At 56.8% G+C, this 15,604-nt stretch carries 15 protein-coding genes; 6 read left to right on the top strand and 9 right to left on the bottom strand.

Annotated elements, in window-relative coordinates; genetic code table 11:
• The first annotated feature begins 99 nt into the window (after positions 1-99).
• Positions 100-972, top strand: coding sequence for a LysR family transcriptional regulator (locus WHX55_RS24480; RefSeq protein ID WP_150757887.1), 873 nt, complete (start codon positions 100-102; stop codon positions 970-972).
• 110 nt (positions 973-1,082) lie between these two features.
• On the opposite strand, the gene WHX55_RS24475 is transcribed toward WHX55_RS24480, so the two are convergent.
• Positions 1,083-1,718, bottom strand: coding sequence for a glutathione S-transferase (locus tag WHX55_RS24475; protein ID WP_151213944.1), 636 nt, complete (start codon positions 1,716-1,718; stop codon positions 1,083-1,085).
• Between the two features lie 399 nt (positions 1,719-2,117).
• On the opposite strand from WHX55_RS24475, the gene WHX55_RS24470 reads away from it, so the two are divergent.
• Positions 2,118-2,366 (top strand): DUF6124 family protein, encoded by a 249-nt coding sequence (locus WHX55_RS24470; protein WP_353741491.1) that lies wholly within the window; start codon positions 2,118-2,120, stop codon positions 2,364-2,366.
• A gap of 82 nt (positions 2,367-2,448) precedes the next feature.
• On the opposite strand, the gene WHX55_RS24465 is transcribed toward WHX55_RS24470, so the two are convergent.
• Positions 2,449-3,336 (bottom strand): LysR family transcriptional regulator, encoded by an 888-nt coding sequence (locus tag WHX55_RS24465; RefSeq protein WP_353741490.1) that lies wholly within the window; start codon positions 3,334-3,336, stop codon positions 2,449-2,451.
• 140 nt (positions 3,337-3,476) lie between these two features.
• Here WHX55_RS24465 and WHX55_RS24460 point away from each other — a divergent pair, with 140 nt between their 5' ends.
• On the top strand, positions 3,477-4,328 hold the full coding sequence (locus WHX55_RS24460; protein ID WP_353741489.1) for an isocitrate lyase/PEP mutase family protein: 852 nt from the start codon (positions 3,477-3,479) through the stop codon (positions 4,326-4,328).
• Between the two features lie 78 nt (positions 4,329-4,406).
• On the top strand, positions 4,407-5,702 hold the full coding sequence (locus WHX55_RS24455; protein WP_353741488.1) for an SLC13 family permease: 1,296 nt from the start codon (positions 4,407-4,409) through the stop codon (positions 5,700-5,702).
• Between the two features lie 23 nt (positions 5,703-5,725).
• Here WHX55_RS24455 and WHX55_RS24450 read toward each other — a convergent pair whose 3' ends face one another.
• The 7 genes from WHX55_RS24450 to WHX55_RS24420 all read right to left on the bottom strand — a co-directional run bounded on the left by WHX55_RS24450 (position 5,726) and on the right by WHX55_RS24420 (position 13,308).
• Positions 5,726-6,115 (bottom strand): tautomerase family protein, encoded by a 390-nt coding sequence (locus WHX55_RS24450; RefSeq protein ID WP_353741487.1) that lies wholly within the window; start codon positions 6,113-6,115, stop codon positions 5,726-5,728.
• Positions 6,116-6,122: 7 nt separating this feature from the next.
• Positions 6,123-6,737: an FMN-binding negative transcriptional regulator gene (locus WHX55_RS24445; RefSeq protein ID WP_353741486.1), complete on the bottom strand. Its 615-nt coding sequence runs from the start codon at positions 6,735-6,737 to the stop codon at positions 6,123-6,125.
• Positions 6,734-8,032: an FAD-dependent oxidoreductase gene (locus WHX55_RS24440; protein WP_353741485.1), complete on the bottom strand. Its 1,299-nt coding sequence runs from the start codon at positions 8,030-8,032 to the stop codon at positions 6,734-6,736. The genes WHX55_RS24445 and WHX55_RS24440 overlap by 4 nt, the downstream gene beginning before the upstream one ends.
• Positions 8,025-9,329 (bottom strand): SidA/IucD/PvdA family monooxygenase, encoded by a 1,305-nt coding sequence (locus tag WHX55_RS24435; protein WP_353741484.1) that lies wholly within the window; start codon positions 9,327-9,329, stop codon positions 8,025-8,027. The genes WHX55_RS24440 and WHX55_RS24435 overlap by 8 nt, the downstream gene beginning before the upstream one ends.
• Positions 9,326-10,705, bottom strand: a complete 1,380-nt coding sequence (locus tag WHX55_RS24430; RefSeq protein WP_224789071.1) for a diaminobutyrate--2-oxoglutarate transaminase family protein — start codon at positions 10,703-10,705, stop codon at positions 9,326-9,328. The genes WHX55_RS24435 and WHX55_RS24430 overlap by 4 nt, the downstream gene beginning before the upstream one ends.
• Before the next feature lie 15 nt (positions 10,706-10,720).
• On the bottom strand, positions 10,721-11,764 hold the full coding sequence (locus WHX55_RS24425) for an aromatic ring-hydroxylating dioxygenase subunit alpha (RefSeq protein WP_150757880.1): 1,044 nt from the start codon (positions 11,762-11,764) through the stop codon (positions 10,721-10,723).
• Positions 11,765-12,276: 512 nt separating this feature from the next.
• Positions 12,277-13,308 carry a LacI family DNA-binding transcriptional regulator gene (locus tag WHX55_RS24420; RefSeq protein WP_223445746.1) on the bottom strand — a complete coding sequence of 344 codons (1,032 nt, stop codon included), beginning with the start codon at positions 13,306-13,308 and terminating at the stop codon, positions 12,277-12,279.
• A gap of 215 nt (positions 13,309-13,523) precedes the next feature.
• Between WHX55_RS24420 and WHX55_RS24415 the strand changes: the two genes are divergently transcribed.
• Both WHX55_RS24415 and WHX55_RS24410 read left to right on the top strand, forming a co-directional pair.
• Entirely contained in the window at positions 13,524-14,057 is a 534-nt protein-coding gene (locus WHX55_RS24415) for a gluconokinase (RefSeq protein ID WP_150756289.1), read from the top strand.
• Positions 14,058-14,139: 82 nt separating this feature from the next.
• Positions 14,140-15,492: a GntP family permease gene (locus WHX55_RS24410; RefSeq protein WP_150726658.1), complete on the top strand. Its 1,353-nt coding sequence runs from the start codon at positions 14,140-14,142 to the stop codon at positions 15,490-15,492.
• Positions 15,493-15,604: the final 112 nt, after the last annotated feature.

Here is a 15,604-nt window from a genome sequence, read left to right as displayed (position 1 = left end):
GGGGCGGGCTCTGGTTGTGGATTTACGCCAGTGTCATAGTGCGCGGCGCCAACGGTAAAATTAATCTTTCAGAAAACTGCCATAAGGAAAGCTACTGCCATGATGAACCTGATGCACTGGCGAATGGTGGTGGCCGTGGCGGATACCGGCAACATCACCCGGGCCGCCGAACGGGTCGGCATGACCCAGTCAGGGGCCAGCCAGGCCCTGGCCTTGATCGAGGAAACCCTGGGCGTTCAATTGTTCACCCGGGAAAACCGCCAGACATTGCCGACAGCCATCGGCCTGCCGGTCATCGAGCAGGCACGGACCATGCTCGGCGCGCTGGAAGCCATTCGCAGCACTGTCGAGGCCGCAAAAGGTGTTGAACGCGGGACGATTCGCCTGGCCAGTTTTCCCATGGTCCTGGCGACCGTTCTGCCGCCTTTGCTGCGCCAGTTCAACCGGCTTTACCCCGGCATTGAGGTGGTCGCCCTGGAGGTCAGCGATGACGAAGTGGAAACTTTGCTCGGCGCGGGACTGGTGGATGTCGGCGTGGTGCTCAATCCGTCTGCCGAACGCAAGGCCAGTCCTTTGGGGCGCGATGCCTGGATGGCGGTATTGCCCGGAGGCCATCCACTGGCGCGGCGTTCCCATGAAGAAGGCGTCTGCCTCGAAGAGTTGGTGACGCAACCTTTTGTACTGGCCACGGGCGGTTGTTCGACCAATGCGCGAAGCCTGGCTGCCGATGCGGGGCTGCAACTGCAGGATGTGCGTGTCGAGGTCCGTGAGTGGAGCAGTGCGTTCACCCTGGTGCGGGAAAACATCGGCGTGAGCCTGGTGCCGGAGATGACGCTGCCGGGCAATCGGCAAGGTTTGCGCGTGGTACCGGTGTTGCCGCGGATCGAGCGCGAGTTTGCCTTGGTGGTCGCGGCGAACAAACCACCGTCGGCGGCGGTGCAGGCGCTGCTGGACATGCTCGACGGACGGTAACCCCCGACAAGCCGCTGAACCGATTTTGTCCTCAACGCTGGCAGACTAGTGGCCTTGCAAGCCCGAGGTTGCCTTGCTGTGTGGCGATCCAGGCGGCAACCTGCGGCCATTCAAGGCAAGCCATTGCAGCAATGCTTCAGGAAACCGGGGTGTTGCGCCAGGCGTTTGAAATATTCATCGACGGCGGGGTAGTCAGGACGGTCGATCGGCGTCATCAGCCAGCGATTGACCGACAAACCGATGACAACGTCGGCCAAAGTAAACTGTGGTCCGGCGACATACGCCTTGGTGGTTGCGAGTTGATGTTCGAGGATGCCCATCTTCTGGTTCCAGCCGCGGATGCCGACTTCGAGGCGATGCGCGTCCTGGAACTCCGGGTCCTTGCGCACCAGCGCCATGAACGCATAACTCCACGACGGATTGAGCTCGGTGGCTTGCCAGTCCATCCACTGTTCCACCCGGGCGCGTGCCGCCGGTTCGCCAGGCAGCAGCTCGTGGTGGTGTTGGTGTTTGCCGGCCAGATAGCGGCAGATGGTATTGGATTCCCACAACACACCGGCTTCATCGATGATCACCGGCACCTGTGCGTTGGGATTGAAGCGCAGGAACTCCGGGCTGTGGGTGGATGCGAAGCCACTGCCCCAGTCCTCGCGTTCGTAGGCAATACCCAGTTCTTCGCAGGTCCACAGGACTTTTCGGACGTTGATGGACGAGGCTTTGCCGAGAATCTTAAGTGTGTGTTCCATTTGAGCTGCTCCATCGCGAAAGGCGTAGGTGTAATTGTAGGAGTGGTCTGTAGGAAAGGCGTTTCGGCAGGTTTCCGCTGCCTACGATTTATTGCGTCATTGCCTACAACTACGCCAGAATCCGCCGGCTTGTGCGCCTGGTATCCGGACTCTATCGTTCCGCGTCGCTGCAAAATCAGCGATCGGGTCTAGCAGCCTGGATACTTTAGGCGCATAGCGTCCACCACTCGTGAACAGGTGTTTTTTATGCCTGTCAGTTCATGTTATGGCGGCTGTGCGCGGGAAGACCTTCGGGTCTACCGGGTTCTAGAGTCCTGGTCTGCTAGCCCGCGCACGGCTGCCACCTTATTTTCGTCTAGCAGCGAATCGTGGCAGCTCCATCACTCTAGGAGCATCACCATGTTCAAACCCACGCCGAACCCCCCACGCAATCCCAGCCCAATGTTCTCCATCTCACCCGGCATCAATAACGAAACTCTGTTGGCGCACGCCTGCGAATCGCTGGCCTCGGCGAGCGTCATGACCAATGACTTTGCTGCTTTTCTGGAAGGTAGCCAGCGCAATACGGTATTGGCGATTGCACAGATCATCATGCTGGCCGAGTTGGCGGTGAACCGGGTGCTGGATAACCTCGATCCGCAGGACTAAACACAGAGCAGGGGCGAGAGGCTTTCCCTGTGGCGAGGGGGCAAGCCCCCTCGCCACAGTATGGTCTGTATCGGAGGATCAACTACGGAGTTTCGATTCTCGTCGAACTGATCAGGTCTTTGACTACGGTTGACTGATTCGCCTTTCGCGTGGCCAATCCAAGTATCGCCTTCGGCCAATCAAGCCGAAGTGCTCGGTAGTGCAGGTCAGCGCGTTGAATTCGCTGCATCGATGCGGGTACCACCGCAATACCCATCCCGGCAGATACCAGGTTTACAGCGGAAGATAGTTGGGGGGCCTGCTGACGGATGGTCGGATTGAACCCGGATTGCCGGCAAGCGGCCACGATATCCGCACTCAGCCCATAACCGGATTTGCGTGAATACAGGATGAAGTTCTCCTGCCGTAAATCAGCAAGCGACAGACGCTTGCGTGACGTTAATGGGTGGCCGTCAGGCAGGACAACAATAAGTGGTTCTTCGGATAAGGTGATGAAGTCAATGTCGCCGCCCATAGCAAACGGAGGCCTGACAAACGCGGCGTCTATTTCTCCACGGCCGAGCCTGGAAATAAGCGATTCGCTATCGTTCTCCTCAAGGTTTACCTCCACCTTGGGGTGTTGTCGCTGGTAACGGCTGATCAAACCGGTGACGGTATCGTTGAACGAAGCGGATTCGGTGAACCCCAGGTTCAACGAGCCGATCTCTCCTCGTGCGGCGCGCCGCGCATTTTTTTGGGCTTCCTCGGCACGTGCAAGAATATCTTGTGCCGATATCAGGAATACCCTGCCAGCATCACTGAGTATGACGCCGCGTCCTACCCGGTGAAAAAGCGGCGTACCAATTTCATCCTCCAAATCACGTATTTGCTGTCCAAGCGGGGGTTGGGCGATCCCAAGTTGTTCGGCGGCTCGTGTGAAGTTCTCCGCTTGGGCCGTGACGACGAAATAACGTAGATGCCTGAGTTCCAATTAGGACTCCAAAGATACTAATTCTGTATTTTCTAAATATTAGACATTTTATTTGTCTGCCGCCATGCTTCTTCTGCGCCAAAAATACCGCCAGTGGTTCGGTCAGAACGTTTACGGTCCGAGAATTAGGAGAACTTCATATGAAACCAACTCGACAATTGCGTGAAAAACTATCCTCAGGTTCTCCTGTGATAGCACCAGGTGCTTATGACGGTATATCCGCTCGACTAGTCGCCATGGCGGGTTTCGACGCGGTCTACGCCAGCGGCGGTGCGATTGCGCGTGCTTCTGGATATCCGGACATCGGTCTATTGAGTTTCAGCGAAGTACTGGAACGGATCGAGAAAATTGTCGAAGCAAGTGACCTGCCAGTGATCGCAGACGCCGACACGGGATTTGGGGGATCAGCCAATGTTCAGCGAACGGTTCAAGCTCTTGAACGTGCCGGTGTCGCCGCTTTCCACCTTGAGGATCAATCGTTTCCCAAGCGCTGCGGCCATCTGGACAACAAAAAATTAATAGATGTAAGCGAGATGTGCCTAAAAATTCGGATTGCACGCCATACGCTGATCGATCAGGACTGCATGATTATTGCCCGTACCGATGCAATTGCGACAGAAGGTTTTGAGTCTGCGTTAAGCCGAGCCGAGCAGTATGTGAAGGCCGGTGCAGACATGATTTTCGTAGAAGCCCCAGAGACACTGGATCAAATTCGCACGATTGCCCGACGCATCCCAGGGCCAAAACTGATGAATATGTTCTACGGTGGCAAGACTCCCTTAATGCCCATTGAAGAGCTGTCCTCTCTTGGCTACCAGCTCGTCATCATTCCTTCGGATATGCAGCGTGCTGCAATACACGCGATGCAAATCGTTTTGGCTGAAATCAAACGCTCAGGGGATAGCAGCGCCATGGCAGCTCAATTGACGAGTTTCGAGGAGCGCGAAAAAATCGTTCAGACCAGCCGGTATCTTGCCTTGGACTTGTTATAAACCCAGCTATGAAGTCGGACCTCAGGAACTGAGAAAATTCAAGATGTAAACCGAGTCCGCGGAACATAGGGAAGTGATATGGATGTTCAACTCATAACAGTGGCCGGTTTGGTAACTGTGACAATCGCGCTATGGGCAACACGTAGACTTCCTGAGTACTTGACTGCACTTATGTTCTTCGCGTTCGCGATGATTCTCCATGTCGCTCCCGCTTCCTTGATCTTTTCTGGGTTTACCTCCGCCGCATTCTGGCTCGTTATCAGTGGCTATGTCATTGGAATCGCTATCCGCAAGACAGGATTGGCCGCTCGAAGTGCGAGGGTGCTCGCTACCCATATTTCCAGATCATATTCACAAATGGTCTTTGGTATTGTCGGCCTCACTTACGCGCTCGCTTTTGTTATGCCTTCCAATATGGGGCGTATTGCGCTACTGATGCCGATTGTCCTGGCGCTTGCTGATCGAGTGGGTTTCAGGGAGAAAAGTCCAGGACGTATTGGTCTTTCACTTGCTGTCGGCTTTGGAACCTTCCAGCTTTCAGCATCCATTCTGCCGGCGAATGTTCCAAATCTTGTCATGGCGGGGGCCATCGATACCACGTACGGGTTGCAGTTATCCTATCTGCCTTATCTGATATTGCATGCGCCCGTACTTGGCATTCTGAAGGGACTTGCACTATGTGCATGTATCGTCTGGTTGTTTCCAGATAAAGCGGGAAAAAGCATAGAGGTGGAACCTGCTCGCCCTTTGAGTCCTAAGGAAAAGAGGTTGGGTATCCTTCTTTTGATGACTCTGGGACTCTGGCTTACCGACTCCTTACACGGCATTTCCCCTGCATGGGTCGGTCTCGTGGCAGCTTGCGTATGCCTCCTTCCACGAGTTGGCTTTGTATCCAGTGAAGAGTTTGGTCAAGAGGTAAACCATCGGACGGCAGTCTATGTCGCAGCAATCCTCGGACTCGCCGCACTTGTAGGACAAAGCGGACTCGGAACATTAATTGGTAATGAAGTACTTACCCTTGCACCGTTGGATCCGGCTTCACCGTTCGGCAGCTACACCTCAATCGTAGGTCTTTCCACGCTGCTAAATTTTGTGGTTACAGCGAACGGAGTACCAGCGTTATTTACTCCCTTGGCACAGTCGTTAGCCACCGCATCCGGACTGCCGTTACTGAGTGTTCTGATGATTCAGGTCATCGGGTTTTCAACACCGCTTCTGCCTTACCAGGCCTCTCCGATTGTTCTCGCTATTGAAATGGGAAGAATCCCTTTCATGGCGGCGTTACGATTGAGTCTTGCGCTTGCATTCATTACGTATGTTGTATTGGTTCCCATCAATTACGGATGGTTCGTCTTTCTGGGTTGGTTACCATGATCCTGTCGTTTGCGTGAAGTGCGTCACAGGTTAACCGAATAACCAAAGTCGATCTCGCTAGCGGGGATGCCGCCCTGCATTCCCCAATTTTCCGCATCGTGCTCATCCAGCAGGATGAGTACCGAAGAAGGTGCAATAGCCAGCATTTCCGCGAGCGCGTTGCTCAGTTCCTTATAGAGTTTGCGTTTGGTCTCCAGCGTACGGCCTTTGAACACAGTGATGTTCACCTGTACATACTCCGGCTTATCACCGGGAGCGCGAAAGTCTTCCTTGCGATAGTGTTCGTAACGGGCTTGTAGTTCTTCATCGCTGACCCCAAAGACCCGTTTCAGGCATCGATAAGTCGTCTCGATGACCTCGCGTCGGGTAGCTGCGGGTCGGTTGATCGGGTCTTCAATTCGTACGATTGGCATTGGGATCTCACAAAAGGTGAAGAGATGAGGAGAACTCGAGGAGTTGTTTGTGGGCGGCGCGGTGCTGTTCTATCAGCCAGTCCAGGGCAGATGCCTGGTCTTGCGGTGGTTTGTCTTGAGACAGCTTGAAGCGGCCTTCGATGCTTTCCGGCCGTATTGCAAGGCCGAGGATGTGCGGCAGGTTCCGTATGACTCTCGGGTCTTGGGGGTCGACGCGATACTCGCAGCCCTCGGGGGCAAACCGTTGTGCGCTTTGCATCAGAATGTCGAGGTTTTCGGTTTCGCTATCGATCACCTCGATGTCGGCCTGCATATGAACCGCCAGGTAGTTCCAGGTAGGCAATTGCGCATTACGGTAGGCTTCTGGGGGGATATAACTCGACGGCCCGATAAAGGCGATGTGGCACTTGAACGATGCAGCCTCCCTGAACTGGGGATTGCGTCGATCCACATGGCCAGACAGTGTGCCATCCGGATTGCGCAATAAAGGAATATGGCTGCTGTGAAAGTTACCACCCGCCTGGGACGTAATAAGCGCCAATGGAAACGTGTCGATAAAACGATTGATCAGGTGCGGATCCGTACAACGATGCTCACGGTAATGGAAAGGACACTGACTCAAGAGGGTTCTCCCGGCAGACTTGGAGGGTTGACAAGAGCGAGTGCACGACGACGTTGTTTGCAGCGGTCCACGGCGATAAACGTTTGCGCCAACCACCCGAGGACACCGCCCTTGTGCCAGTAACGAGAGGTGGGGAAGGGCAGCCTCAGGCTGTCATTACCCAGCAGTCGGTCCGTCAGCGTACGGCCCATCAAGGTCGATAGCGCCAGGCCGCGGCCATTGCATCCACTCCAGCTGATGATGCGCTCATCTGGGCTATCGACCATCGGCATCGCGTCGTGGGTCAGCCCCACCCAGCCAGCCCATAAGTGTTCCAATTCGCCTGGAGGTTTTGCATAAATCGTATGGAGGCGCTCCTTGAGCAAGGTGCTGCAATAATTGACCGACTGCACCAACGGCAATGCGAAACACCCAGTCAGTACCCGGGAACTCTCGAGCCTGCGGAAAAACCACATGTCCTTACGGTTGTCCGAAAAGGGCATTACACCGACCTCCGGTTCATCCTCGGTCATGGCAAACGTGGCGAGGATCAGGGCCATTGGGCTCACCGCCTTCCGAGTCATACGGCTTGCCTCGACACCATAGGCGTTTCCGGCGACCAGGACGCGATTTCCCTTGAGTTCTCCCAATGGTGTGATGATGCCCACATGAGTGGCATGCGGATTGATCTGCAAGGCTGGGCAGCCTTCGACAATTAGTCCTCCACGGCTGGCAACGGCATTCGCCATGGCCTGCACCAGCGCGAAAGGGTCTACCGCTCCACCCTCCGGGTAACACAAGCCGGCGCAATAGTGCGCAGTCCCCAGATCGCTCTCCATGCGTTCACGGTCGGCCACTTCCACGCTAATGCCCAGGCTTCGCCAGCCTTGGGCTATGGTCTGCAATTGCGGTGTGCAGTGGTTTGCCCACGGCTGCATCCAGCCGCTCTGGTGCGGCGTCGCAGCCGACCAAGAAAGGACATCGCTGCCGGTTTGCTGAAGCGCGCGAGCGAAATGGCCAGCGCTATCCCCAAGACACTGGCGCAATGACTGTGGCGTGTGCCGGGAAGGTACCGGTACGACGAAGCCAGAATTGCGCCCGCTGGCCCCTGCGCCTACCTGGCGAGCCTCGAGTACAGTCACCGAACACCCGGCATCCAGAGCCTGCAAGGCGGCAGCCAGTCCGCCGACTCCAGCACCGATCACCACCACATCGCTGTCGAACGGAAGCTGGGCCGAGCGCACGGTTTTACACGGCCACCCGGCTTGCCAGACCGATGGGGCGGCCAATAACCGGGAAAGGTTCTTCTCAGGCATAACACTGATACTCGACCCGGGTTGGCAGATGGGTCTTGAGTGACTCGACAATGGTTTTCGAGCGTAGGGCGAGCAAGCTGAAGGAGCCTGCATCGCCCATCCCGTGGGAGGATTCGCAAAGTCCATTGAGATAGGTCGGCAGAGACCCGTCCAGATCGATCCGGTAATCACGGGCGATCTGCAAAGCGCCGCGACTGGTGGTCAGAGGGGCGAGCAGCGACGGGTAGGGCTCTTTGCGCTCTCCCTTGCCAAAATCGAGAAACCCTGTAGCCAGAATCACCAGGTCGAAGGTTTTTCGAAAGTTTTTACCCTCCAGGAAATGTCGGCTCTGCAACTCCATGCCCTCTGTCCCGGGTACACAGGCGGTTATTTCATGGCATGTCTTGATCTCCAACCGGTGTTCGCCGCGCAAGCCCTGCTCGTACCGCTTGATATAGAGCTGATTGAGTACATCGATGTCAGAAGCTGAATAGTTGGTATGGAGCAGCTCACGACGTAGCCGGGTTTTATGTTCGAGGCTTGCGCGATGAAAGGTATCGACGAATTCAGGGAAATAGACTTCATCCGAAAAAGGACTTGTGTCTTTCTGCCGGTAACCGAAGTTTCGGGTGTAACCCACAACTTCCTTCACGGCCGCCTGCTCATTGGCATGCAGCAGAATCTCGACAGCGCTTTGGCTGCCACCGATCACGGCCACACGGCATCGCCCGGCAGTGCGTTCGATAGTCTCTTGCAGAGCAGGCAAATAATGATTCAGATGTCGTATTCGAGTATCGACGAGCTCGGCGAAGGGCGCCGGGATGTGCGGTGTTCTTCCTGGCGCCAGTACCAGGCTGCGAGCGAGATAGATCTGGTCATTGGCTGAGCGGACCCGGTAATGATCGATGCCACCTTCAGGGCCCGCTTCCACCGCTTCGACCGATACGGCTTCACAGCTGTAATCGACTTGCTCCTTGAAGAACTCCGCCACCCAGGTCACGTATTGCGCGTACTCAAGCCTCAAGGGGTAATGCAGAGGCAAGTTCAGGTGCTCGTAGAGACGCTGGTTCTCGAACAGAAAGTTGGTGAAGGTATAACGGCTGCGGGGGTTGCGCGGCGTTACCAGATCACGCAGGGGATGATTCTGAATGTCCGAGCCTGGCAACAGCATGTTGGGCTGCCACAGCGGGCCGGGTCGTCTCTCCACAAAACGCACCGTCAACGCGGGCGCCAACTCCTCAAAAGCGATGGCTAGGGCAATGTTGGCGGGGCCGAAGCCGATGCCCAGCACGTCCAGTATTTGCGCGGAGGTGCTCATGCCTGTACCTCCACGGCAACCTTGTGCGTACGATCCATGGTTTTGGCGGGCGCATGTCGAGCCAGTGCCCGACTTAGGCGCTCGATAATCTCACGCACTTCGTCAGGGGTAATCACCAGCGGCGCCAGGAAGCGCAGCACGGCACCCTGCCGACCGCCACTTTCGATGATCAGGCCTTCATCCAAACAGGTTTTTTTAACCTCGCTGGCCAAGGCGCCCGCTGCCGGTGGATGGCCCAGTGCATCCGGGGTTACGTTTGGCTCGATCAACTCCATGCCCAGCATCAGCCCCCGCCCACGAACGTCGCCGATGCAGGGGAAGCGGTCTTTCAATTCCAGTAGCCCCTGGTGCAGCAACTCGCCTACTTCACGGACATACTCCAGCAAGTGCTCGCGCCGAATAAACTCCAGGGTGGCCGCGCCACTGACCAGTGCGATCTGATTGCCCCGGAACGTGCCGGCATGGGCGCCGGGCTTCCATTGGTCATACTTCTCCAGATAGACCAGCAGTGAAAGCGGATACCCGCCACCGACGGCTTTAGACAGAATGATGGCATCGGGGGTAATACCTGCATGCTCGAAGGCGAACATATCGCCACTGCGGCCAATACCGGTCTGGATCTCGTCAATCACCAACGGCACTTGATGACGCTGGGTGATTTCTCTGACCTGCCGCAACCAGTTGGCGCTGGCAGGGATACAACCTCCTTCGCCCTGGATGGCTTCGAGCAAGACCATCGCCGGCTTGCACACGCCACTCTCGGGATCGCTGAGCACGCTTTCGAGAAACGCCAGGCTCAGGCGTTCGGTTTCAAGAGCATCGACCTGGGCACCGAAGGGGCTGCGATAGGTGTAGGGATAGGGCAGGAATTGAATTTCCGCCGGCATGCCACTGATTGCTTGCTTGGGGGCCAGATTGCCCATCATCCCCAAGGTGCCATGGCTCATCCCATGGTAAGCGCCCTGAAACACCAGCACGGGGCGGCGCCCCGTTGCCGTTTTGAATAATTTGAGGGCGGCTTCAACCGCATCCGCTCCCGTGGGTCCGCAGAACTGGAGCTTGGCCTGTTTGGCAAAGCCTGCTGGCAGGGCCGCAAACAACTCGTTCATAAAGTGAAATTTGGCCGGCGTCGCCAGGTCCAACGCTTGTTGCAACTGTCCCGACTGCAGGAACCCGATTACGCGCTCCTGTACGAAAGGGTGGTTATGACCCAAGGGCAGGGCACCAGCACACGCCAGGCAGTCGATATAGTACCGACCATCACTGTCCTGCACCTGGGCCAGTGCTCCGTGGGTGAAAATCCGTTGAATATTCCGCGCATAAGTACGGGCGTTGGACTCACGGCTGCTGAAGTACTCGATAGTGTCAATGCTCATGTTTTGGCTTCCTTGTCACAGCGAGACAGTACGGATCGGTTGCGTGAAACTGCGATTTCTGGAAGCCTCCCCCAGGGTTTTCAGCCAGCGCCGGTATTCGAGCCCCATGCGGTCGCTGTTCACGTGCATCTCGGCTTTGGGGTCCAGAGGCAAACGGGCAGGTCGCTGTGCTTCGACAATGTGCCGGTCCTGTTCAAACACGATGTTCTGGCGCGAGAGGATCTGCTCCAGGGTCAGGTCAGGACCGAAATTGATGGCCACGATCAGCCAGATAATGCATTCGGCTTCATCGACGGGAGTGGCATTGAAGAAGGTGCAGAACCGCTCGGTTTCACCAGTCTTCTTCTTGAAGTAGGCCGTCGTCGGATTCAAGACCGAATACTTATAGCGCGCGGTCACAGGGATTGCGCGATGGTCGCCATAGGGCTGGAAAACACTGATTTCACTGGAGTGCAAGCCTCGGTCATCCAGACTGACCGTGTATTTTTTTAGCGGCTCCGGGGCGTCGGGCAACCCATTTAGGTTGGCGTGGACAAATGGGAAGTGCGACGCATCAATGAAGTTTTCTAGCGCTCGCAAGGCATTTGCTTTGTAGTGGTAAGGGCCAGCAAAAACTATCCGGTAGCTGCTGTCTTCCCACTGAGCAAAATCGGGCAGGGGGCGATCAGGCTGCTCCAGGCTCGCCCAGATAAAACCGAATTGTTCTTGCGCGAAGTGACGAAAGATTAACCGCTCGGATGAAGGTCCGGCCCGGTCAGGGTGCGCCGGCACGAGTTTACAGTTGCCATGACGGTCATAGCGCCAACCGTGGTAGGGACATTCGATTTGCCCTTGCTTGACGCAGCCCAGAGATAATTTTGCCCCACGGTGGCCGCAGTAATCTTTCCAGGCGTGCACACCTCCCAACTCATCGCGCCACAGCACCAAGTCTTCACCCAACAACCGGACCGCCTTGGGCTTGCTCGCATCCAAGTCTTCGCTGAGCGCGACAACATGCCATTGGTTGACCAAGGCTTGGTAATCAACTTCTTCACGATTCCACTCACCTTTGTATAACATCGGCGTTCCCCTTTTTTCAGGCAAAATGAGGCCATTACAACGTCCGCAGGCGATGTATTGGGTTCGTAAGGTATGCGCGGGTTTTTGGTTGTCAGGGCGTGGGCTGCCATCCGTGCTGCGCCAAGACCTATGTTTTAGTCGGCGAGACAGCGGTCTACCAAGTCAGTGCTTTGTGCTCAAATAGCGGTGACTTTGGGGCAGTTTATGTTGTTTTGGTCCCTAACTAGCCACAGCTTAATAGCATTCGAGTTCATTACCAGACGCAATCAGAAAAAAGGAAATGGCTGTAGGAAGCAGGAAGTTGTTGCCAGATTTTTAAACGCGAAGAGTGAATGCTAACCGCAACTTACGCGACTTATTTGTGGCTCAGATCCCATCATGCAGCAAGGGCCGTTACCTCTGTATATATGTGGCAGTCCTTCTTTCTGCCAAAACTGTGACCCGTTTTTATGGGAACTGATCCTGACACGGCAGACACGGCAAACTCCTGAGCCGTGTCGCCGAACGTGTCTTTAAGTACTCTCCCGCACCTTCAACTCAAACCCCATGTCCTGCACCGGCTTGGCTACGGTATTGCCGGCCATCAGCGTCAGCATCTGCTCCGCTGCGCGTCGGCCGATGGCTTCGCGCGGGGTGTTGATGCTGCTCAGGCGCGGGACCATGTGTTCGGACATGGGCAAGTCGTTGAAGCCGAGGATCGCCACCTGTTCGGGGATTTTGATCCCATTGCGCATGGCTTCGAGCAAGGCGCCCTGGGCCAGGTCGTCGTTGCCGAAGAAGATCGCGTCGACATCCGGATGACTGGCCAGCAGTTGCAGGAACAGTTCACCGCCGAGGCCGACGGAGGATGAGCGCGGGGTCAGCACTTCCAGGTCCGGGTCATACAGACCGGCCTTTTGCAGGGCTTTGCGGAAACCTTCGCCGCGCAACAAGGTGCGTTGATCCAGTTGTGCGCCGATATAGGCCAGACGCTTGCGACCACGGGACAGCAAGTGTTCGGCAGCCGTTTCGCCGGCGGCCAGTTGCGAAAAGCCAACACAATTGAGCCCGGCCGCGCTGTCCAGTTCCATCATGTAAACACAGGGAATGTTGCTGGCTTCGATCATCCTCCGCGAACTTTCGGTGCGGTCGAAACCCGTCAGCAACAAGCCGCGTGGTTGATAGGCCATGTAGTTGCGCAGCAGGTTTTCTTCTTCATCGCGCGAATAGTGGAAGTTGCCGATCAGCACTTCGAAGCCCTTGGGGCGCAAAACCTGATGAATGGCTTCCAGGGTGTCGATGAACAAAAGGTTGGACAACGACGGCACCAACACCACCACCGATTGGCTCTGGGCCGAGGCCAGGGCGCGGGCGGCGGGGTTGACCACATAGTTGAGTTCCAGCGCCGCTTTCTGCACCTTTTCCACCAGCTCGGTGGCCACGGTGCTGACCCCGCGCAAGGCGCGGGAGGCGGTGATCGGGCTGACGCCGGCCAGTCGGGCCACTTCGTTCAGGGTAGGGCGGCCAGTGGTGCGGGTATTTTTATCGTTTTTAGTTGGATTCATCGACGGCTTGCCAAACAAAATTCAAGGCACTAAGGTAGCGCTGTCTCGATGCAGCTGCAAATGCGTGAGCGAGGGTTCGCCTGATCCTCTCTTTTTGGCGTTGAGACCTAACCTGCTGCAACCCACAAAATGACAAGAAAGGCGTCGGCAACATCTGCTTTTGATCTAGTGTCATAACTGGCAAAGGTAGCGCTGTCTGCGCGCTGAGGTGTTACATGAATCATCCCATCACCGCCCTGGTCATCATGGGCGTTGCCGGTTGCGGCAAGACGTGCGTCAGCGAGGCCCTGTGCCATTTGAGCGGCGCCACGGCCATTGAAGGCGACTCTTTTCACCCTGCCGCCAATATCGAAAAGATGAGCGCGGGTATTCCCCTGAACGATGAAGACCGTGCCGGCTGGCTCGACAGCCTGTGCGATGAACTGCGCCGTATCGACGCCATGGGCCAGCGCCCGGTGCTGACCTGTTCGGCGCTCAAGCACATCTATCGCGAGCGTCTGCGCAGTGCCTTGCCGGGCCTGGGCTTCGTGTTCCTTGAGTTGACCCCCGAAGTCGCCGCCGACCGTGTGTCCCATCGGCCAGGCCACTTCATGCCGTCGACCTTGATCGACAGCCAGTTCGCCACCCTCGAATCGCCCGTCGGCGAGCCGTTGACCCTGGCGCTGGATGCTTCGACCCATAGCGTCGAGCAACTGGCGGCGCAGGCTCATGTCTGGTGGCAGGCGAACGGCCTGAAGCAGGCGGTATGACTGTGTTTGCAAAGACAGCGCTGTCCTCACGGCTTCTGACTAACCCGCTTTAAATAACAACAACAACCAGGAGACACCCCTAATGTTTGGCATGTCCCACGAGACGTTCCTGCTGCTCGATGCAGTGGTCACGGTGATCGGGCTTATCGTCCTGATCACCAAGTTCAAATTTCACCCCTTCATCGCCCTGATCATCGCCGCAGCCTTCCTCGGGCTCACCTCCGGCATGCCGATCGGCACCATCATCAAGGCGTTCCAGGACGGCTTCGGTGGCGTGCTTGGTTTTGTCGGTATCATCCTGGCGCTGGGCACGATGCTCGGCAAAATGATGGCCGAATCAGGCGGTGCGGATCAGATTGCGCAGACGTTGATCCGCGCCTTCGGCAAGGACAAGGTGCAGTGGGCGATGATGTTCGCCGCGTTCCTGGTCGGCATTCCGCTGTTCTTCGAAATCGGTTTCGTGCTGCTGATCCCGCTGGTGTTCATCGTGGCCCGCCGCACCGGCGTGTCGATCATCAAGATCGGTATCCCGCTGCTGGCCGGTCTGTCCGCCGTGCACGGCCTGGTGCCGCCGCACCCGGGCCCGTTGCTGGCGATCGGCGTGTTCGGTGCCGACATCGGTAAAACCATTCTGTACGGCCTGATCGTTGCGCTGCCAACGGCCATTATTGCCGGCCCGATCTTCGGTACGTTCATTGCCAAGCACATTCCTGGTCATCCGAATCAGGAACTGGTGGATCAACTGGTGCGCGATGAGGATGCAGGCGATCTGCCTAGCTTCGGCATTACCCTGATCACTGTGCTGTCGCCCGTGTTCCTGATGTTGCTCAAGACCTTTGCCGATGTGGCGCTGCCGGACGGCAACTTCTTCCGCACCTTCATGGACTTGATCGGTCACCCGATCTCGGCGCTGCTGCTGGCGTTGCTGCTGTCGCTGTACACCTTCGGCTACAAGCAGGGCATCGGGTCGCAACAGATGCTCAAGTGGCTGGACGCGAGCCTTGCGCCGACCGCTGCGATCATCCTGATCATCGGTGCCGGTGGCGGCTTCAAGCAGATGCTGGTGACCAGCGGTGTGGGTAACGTGATCGGCAACATGGCGGTGGCTGCACAGATCTCGCCGATCCTGCTGGCCTGGCTGGTGGCGGCGGTGATCCGTATCGCGACCGGTTCGGCGACCGTGGCGACCATCACTGGCGCCGGCATCGTGGTGCCGGTGGTGGGGATGATTCCGGGGGTTAACCGTGAGTTGCTGGTGCTGGCCACCGGTGCAGGTTCCCTGATTCTGTCCCACGTCAACGACGCCGGTTTCTGGCTGGTCAAGCAGTACTTCAACATGACCGTGGCCGAAACCTTCAAGACCTGGACCGCGATGGAAACCATCCTCTCCGTGGTTGGCCTGGGCTTTATCCTGTTGTTGTCGCTGTTCGTCTAAGCGATTCGGCAGGCACAAAAAAACCGCAGCGATGCGGTTTTTTTGTGGGTGATCGAATTCAGGGCTGAACATAGAACAAATGTGGGAGCGGGCTTGCTCGCGAAGAGGTCGG

It is taken from the genome of Pseudomonas fluorescens, from assembly GCF_040448305.1.
Lineage (GTDB): Bacteria > Pseudomonadota > Gammaproteobacteria > Pseudomonadales > Pseudomonadaceae > Aquipseudomonas > Aquipseudomonas fluorescens_BH.
The sequence above is the reverse complement of the archived record's forward strand: the minus strand, read 5'-3'. Positions and strand labels throughout refer to the sequence as shown.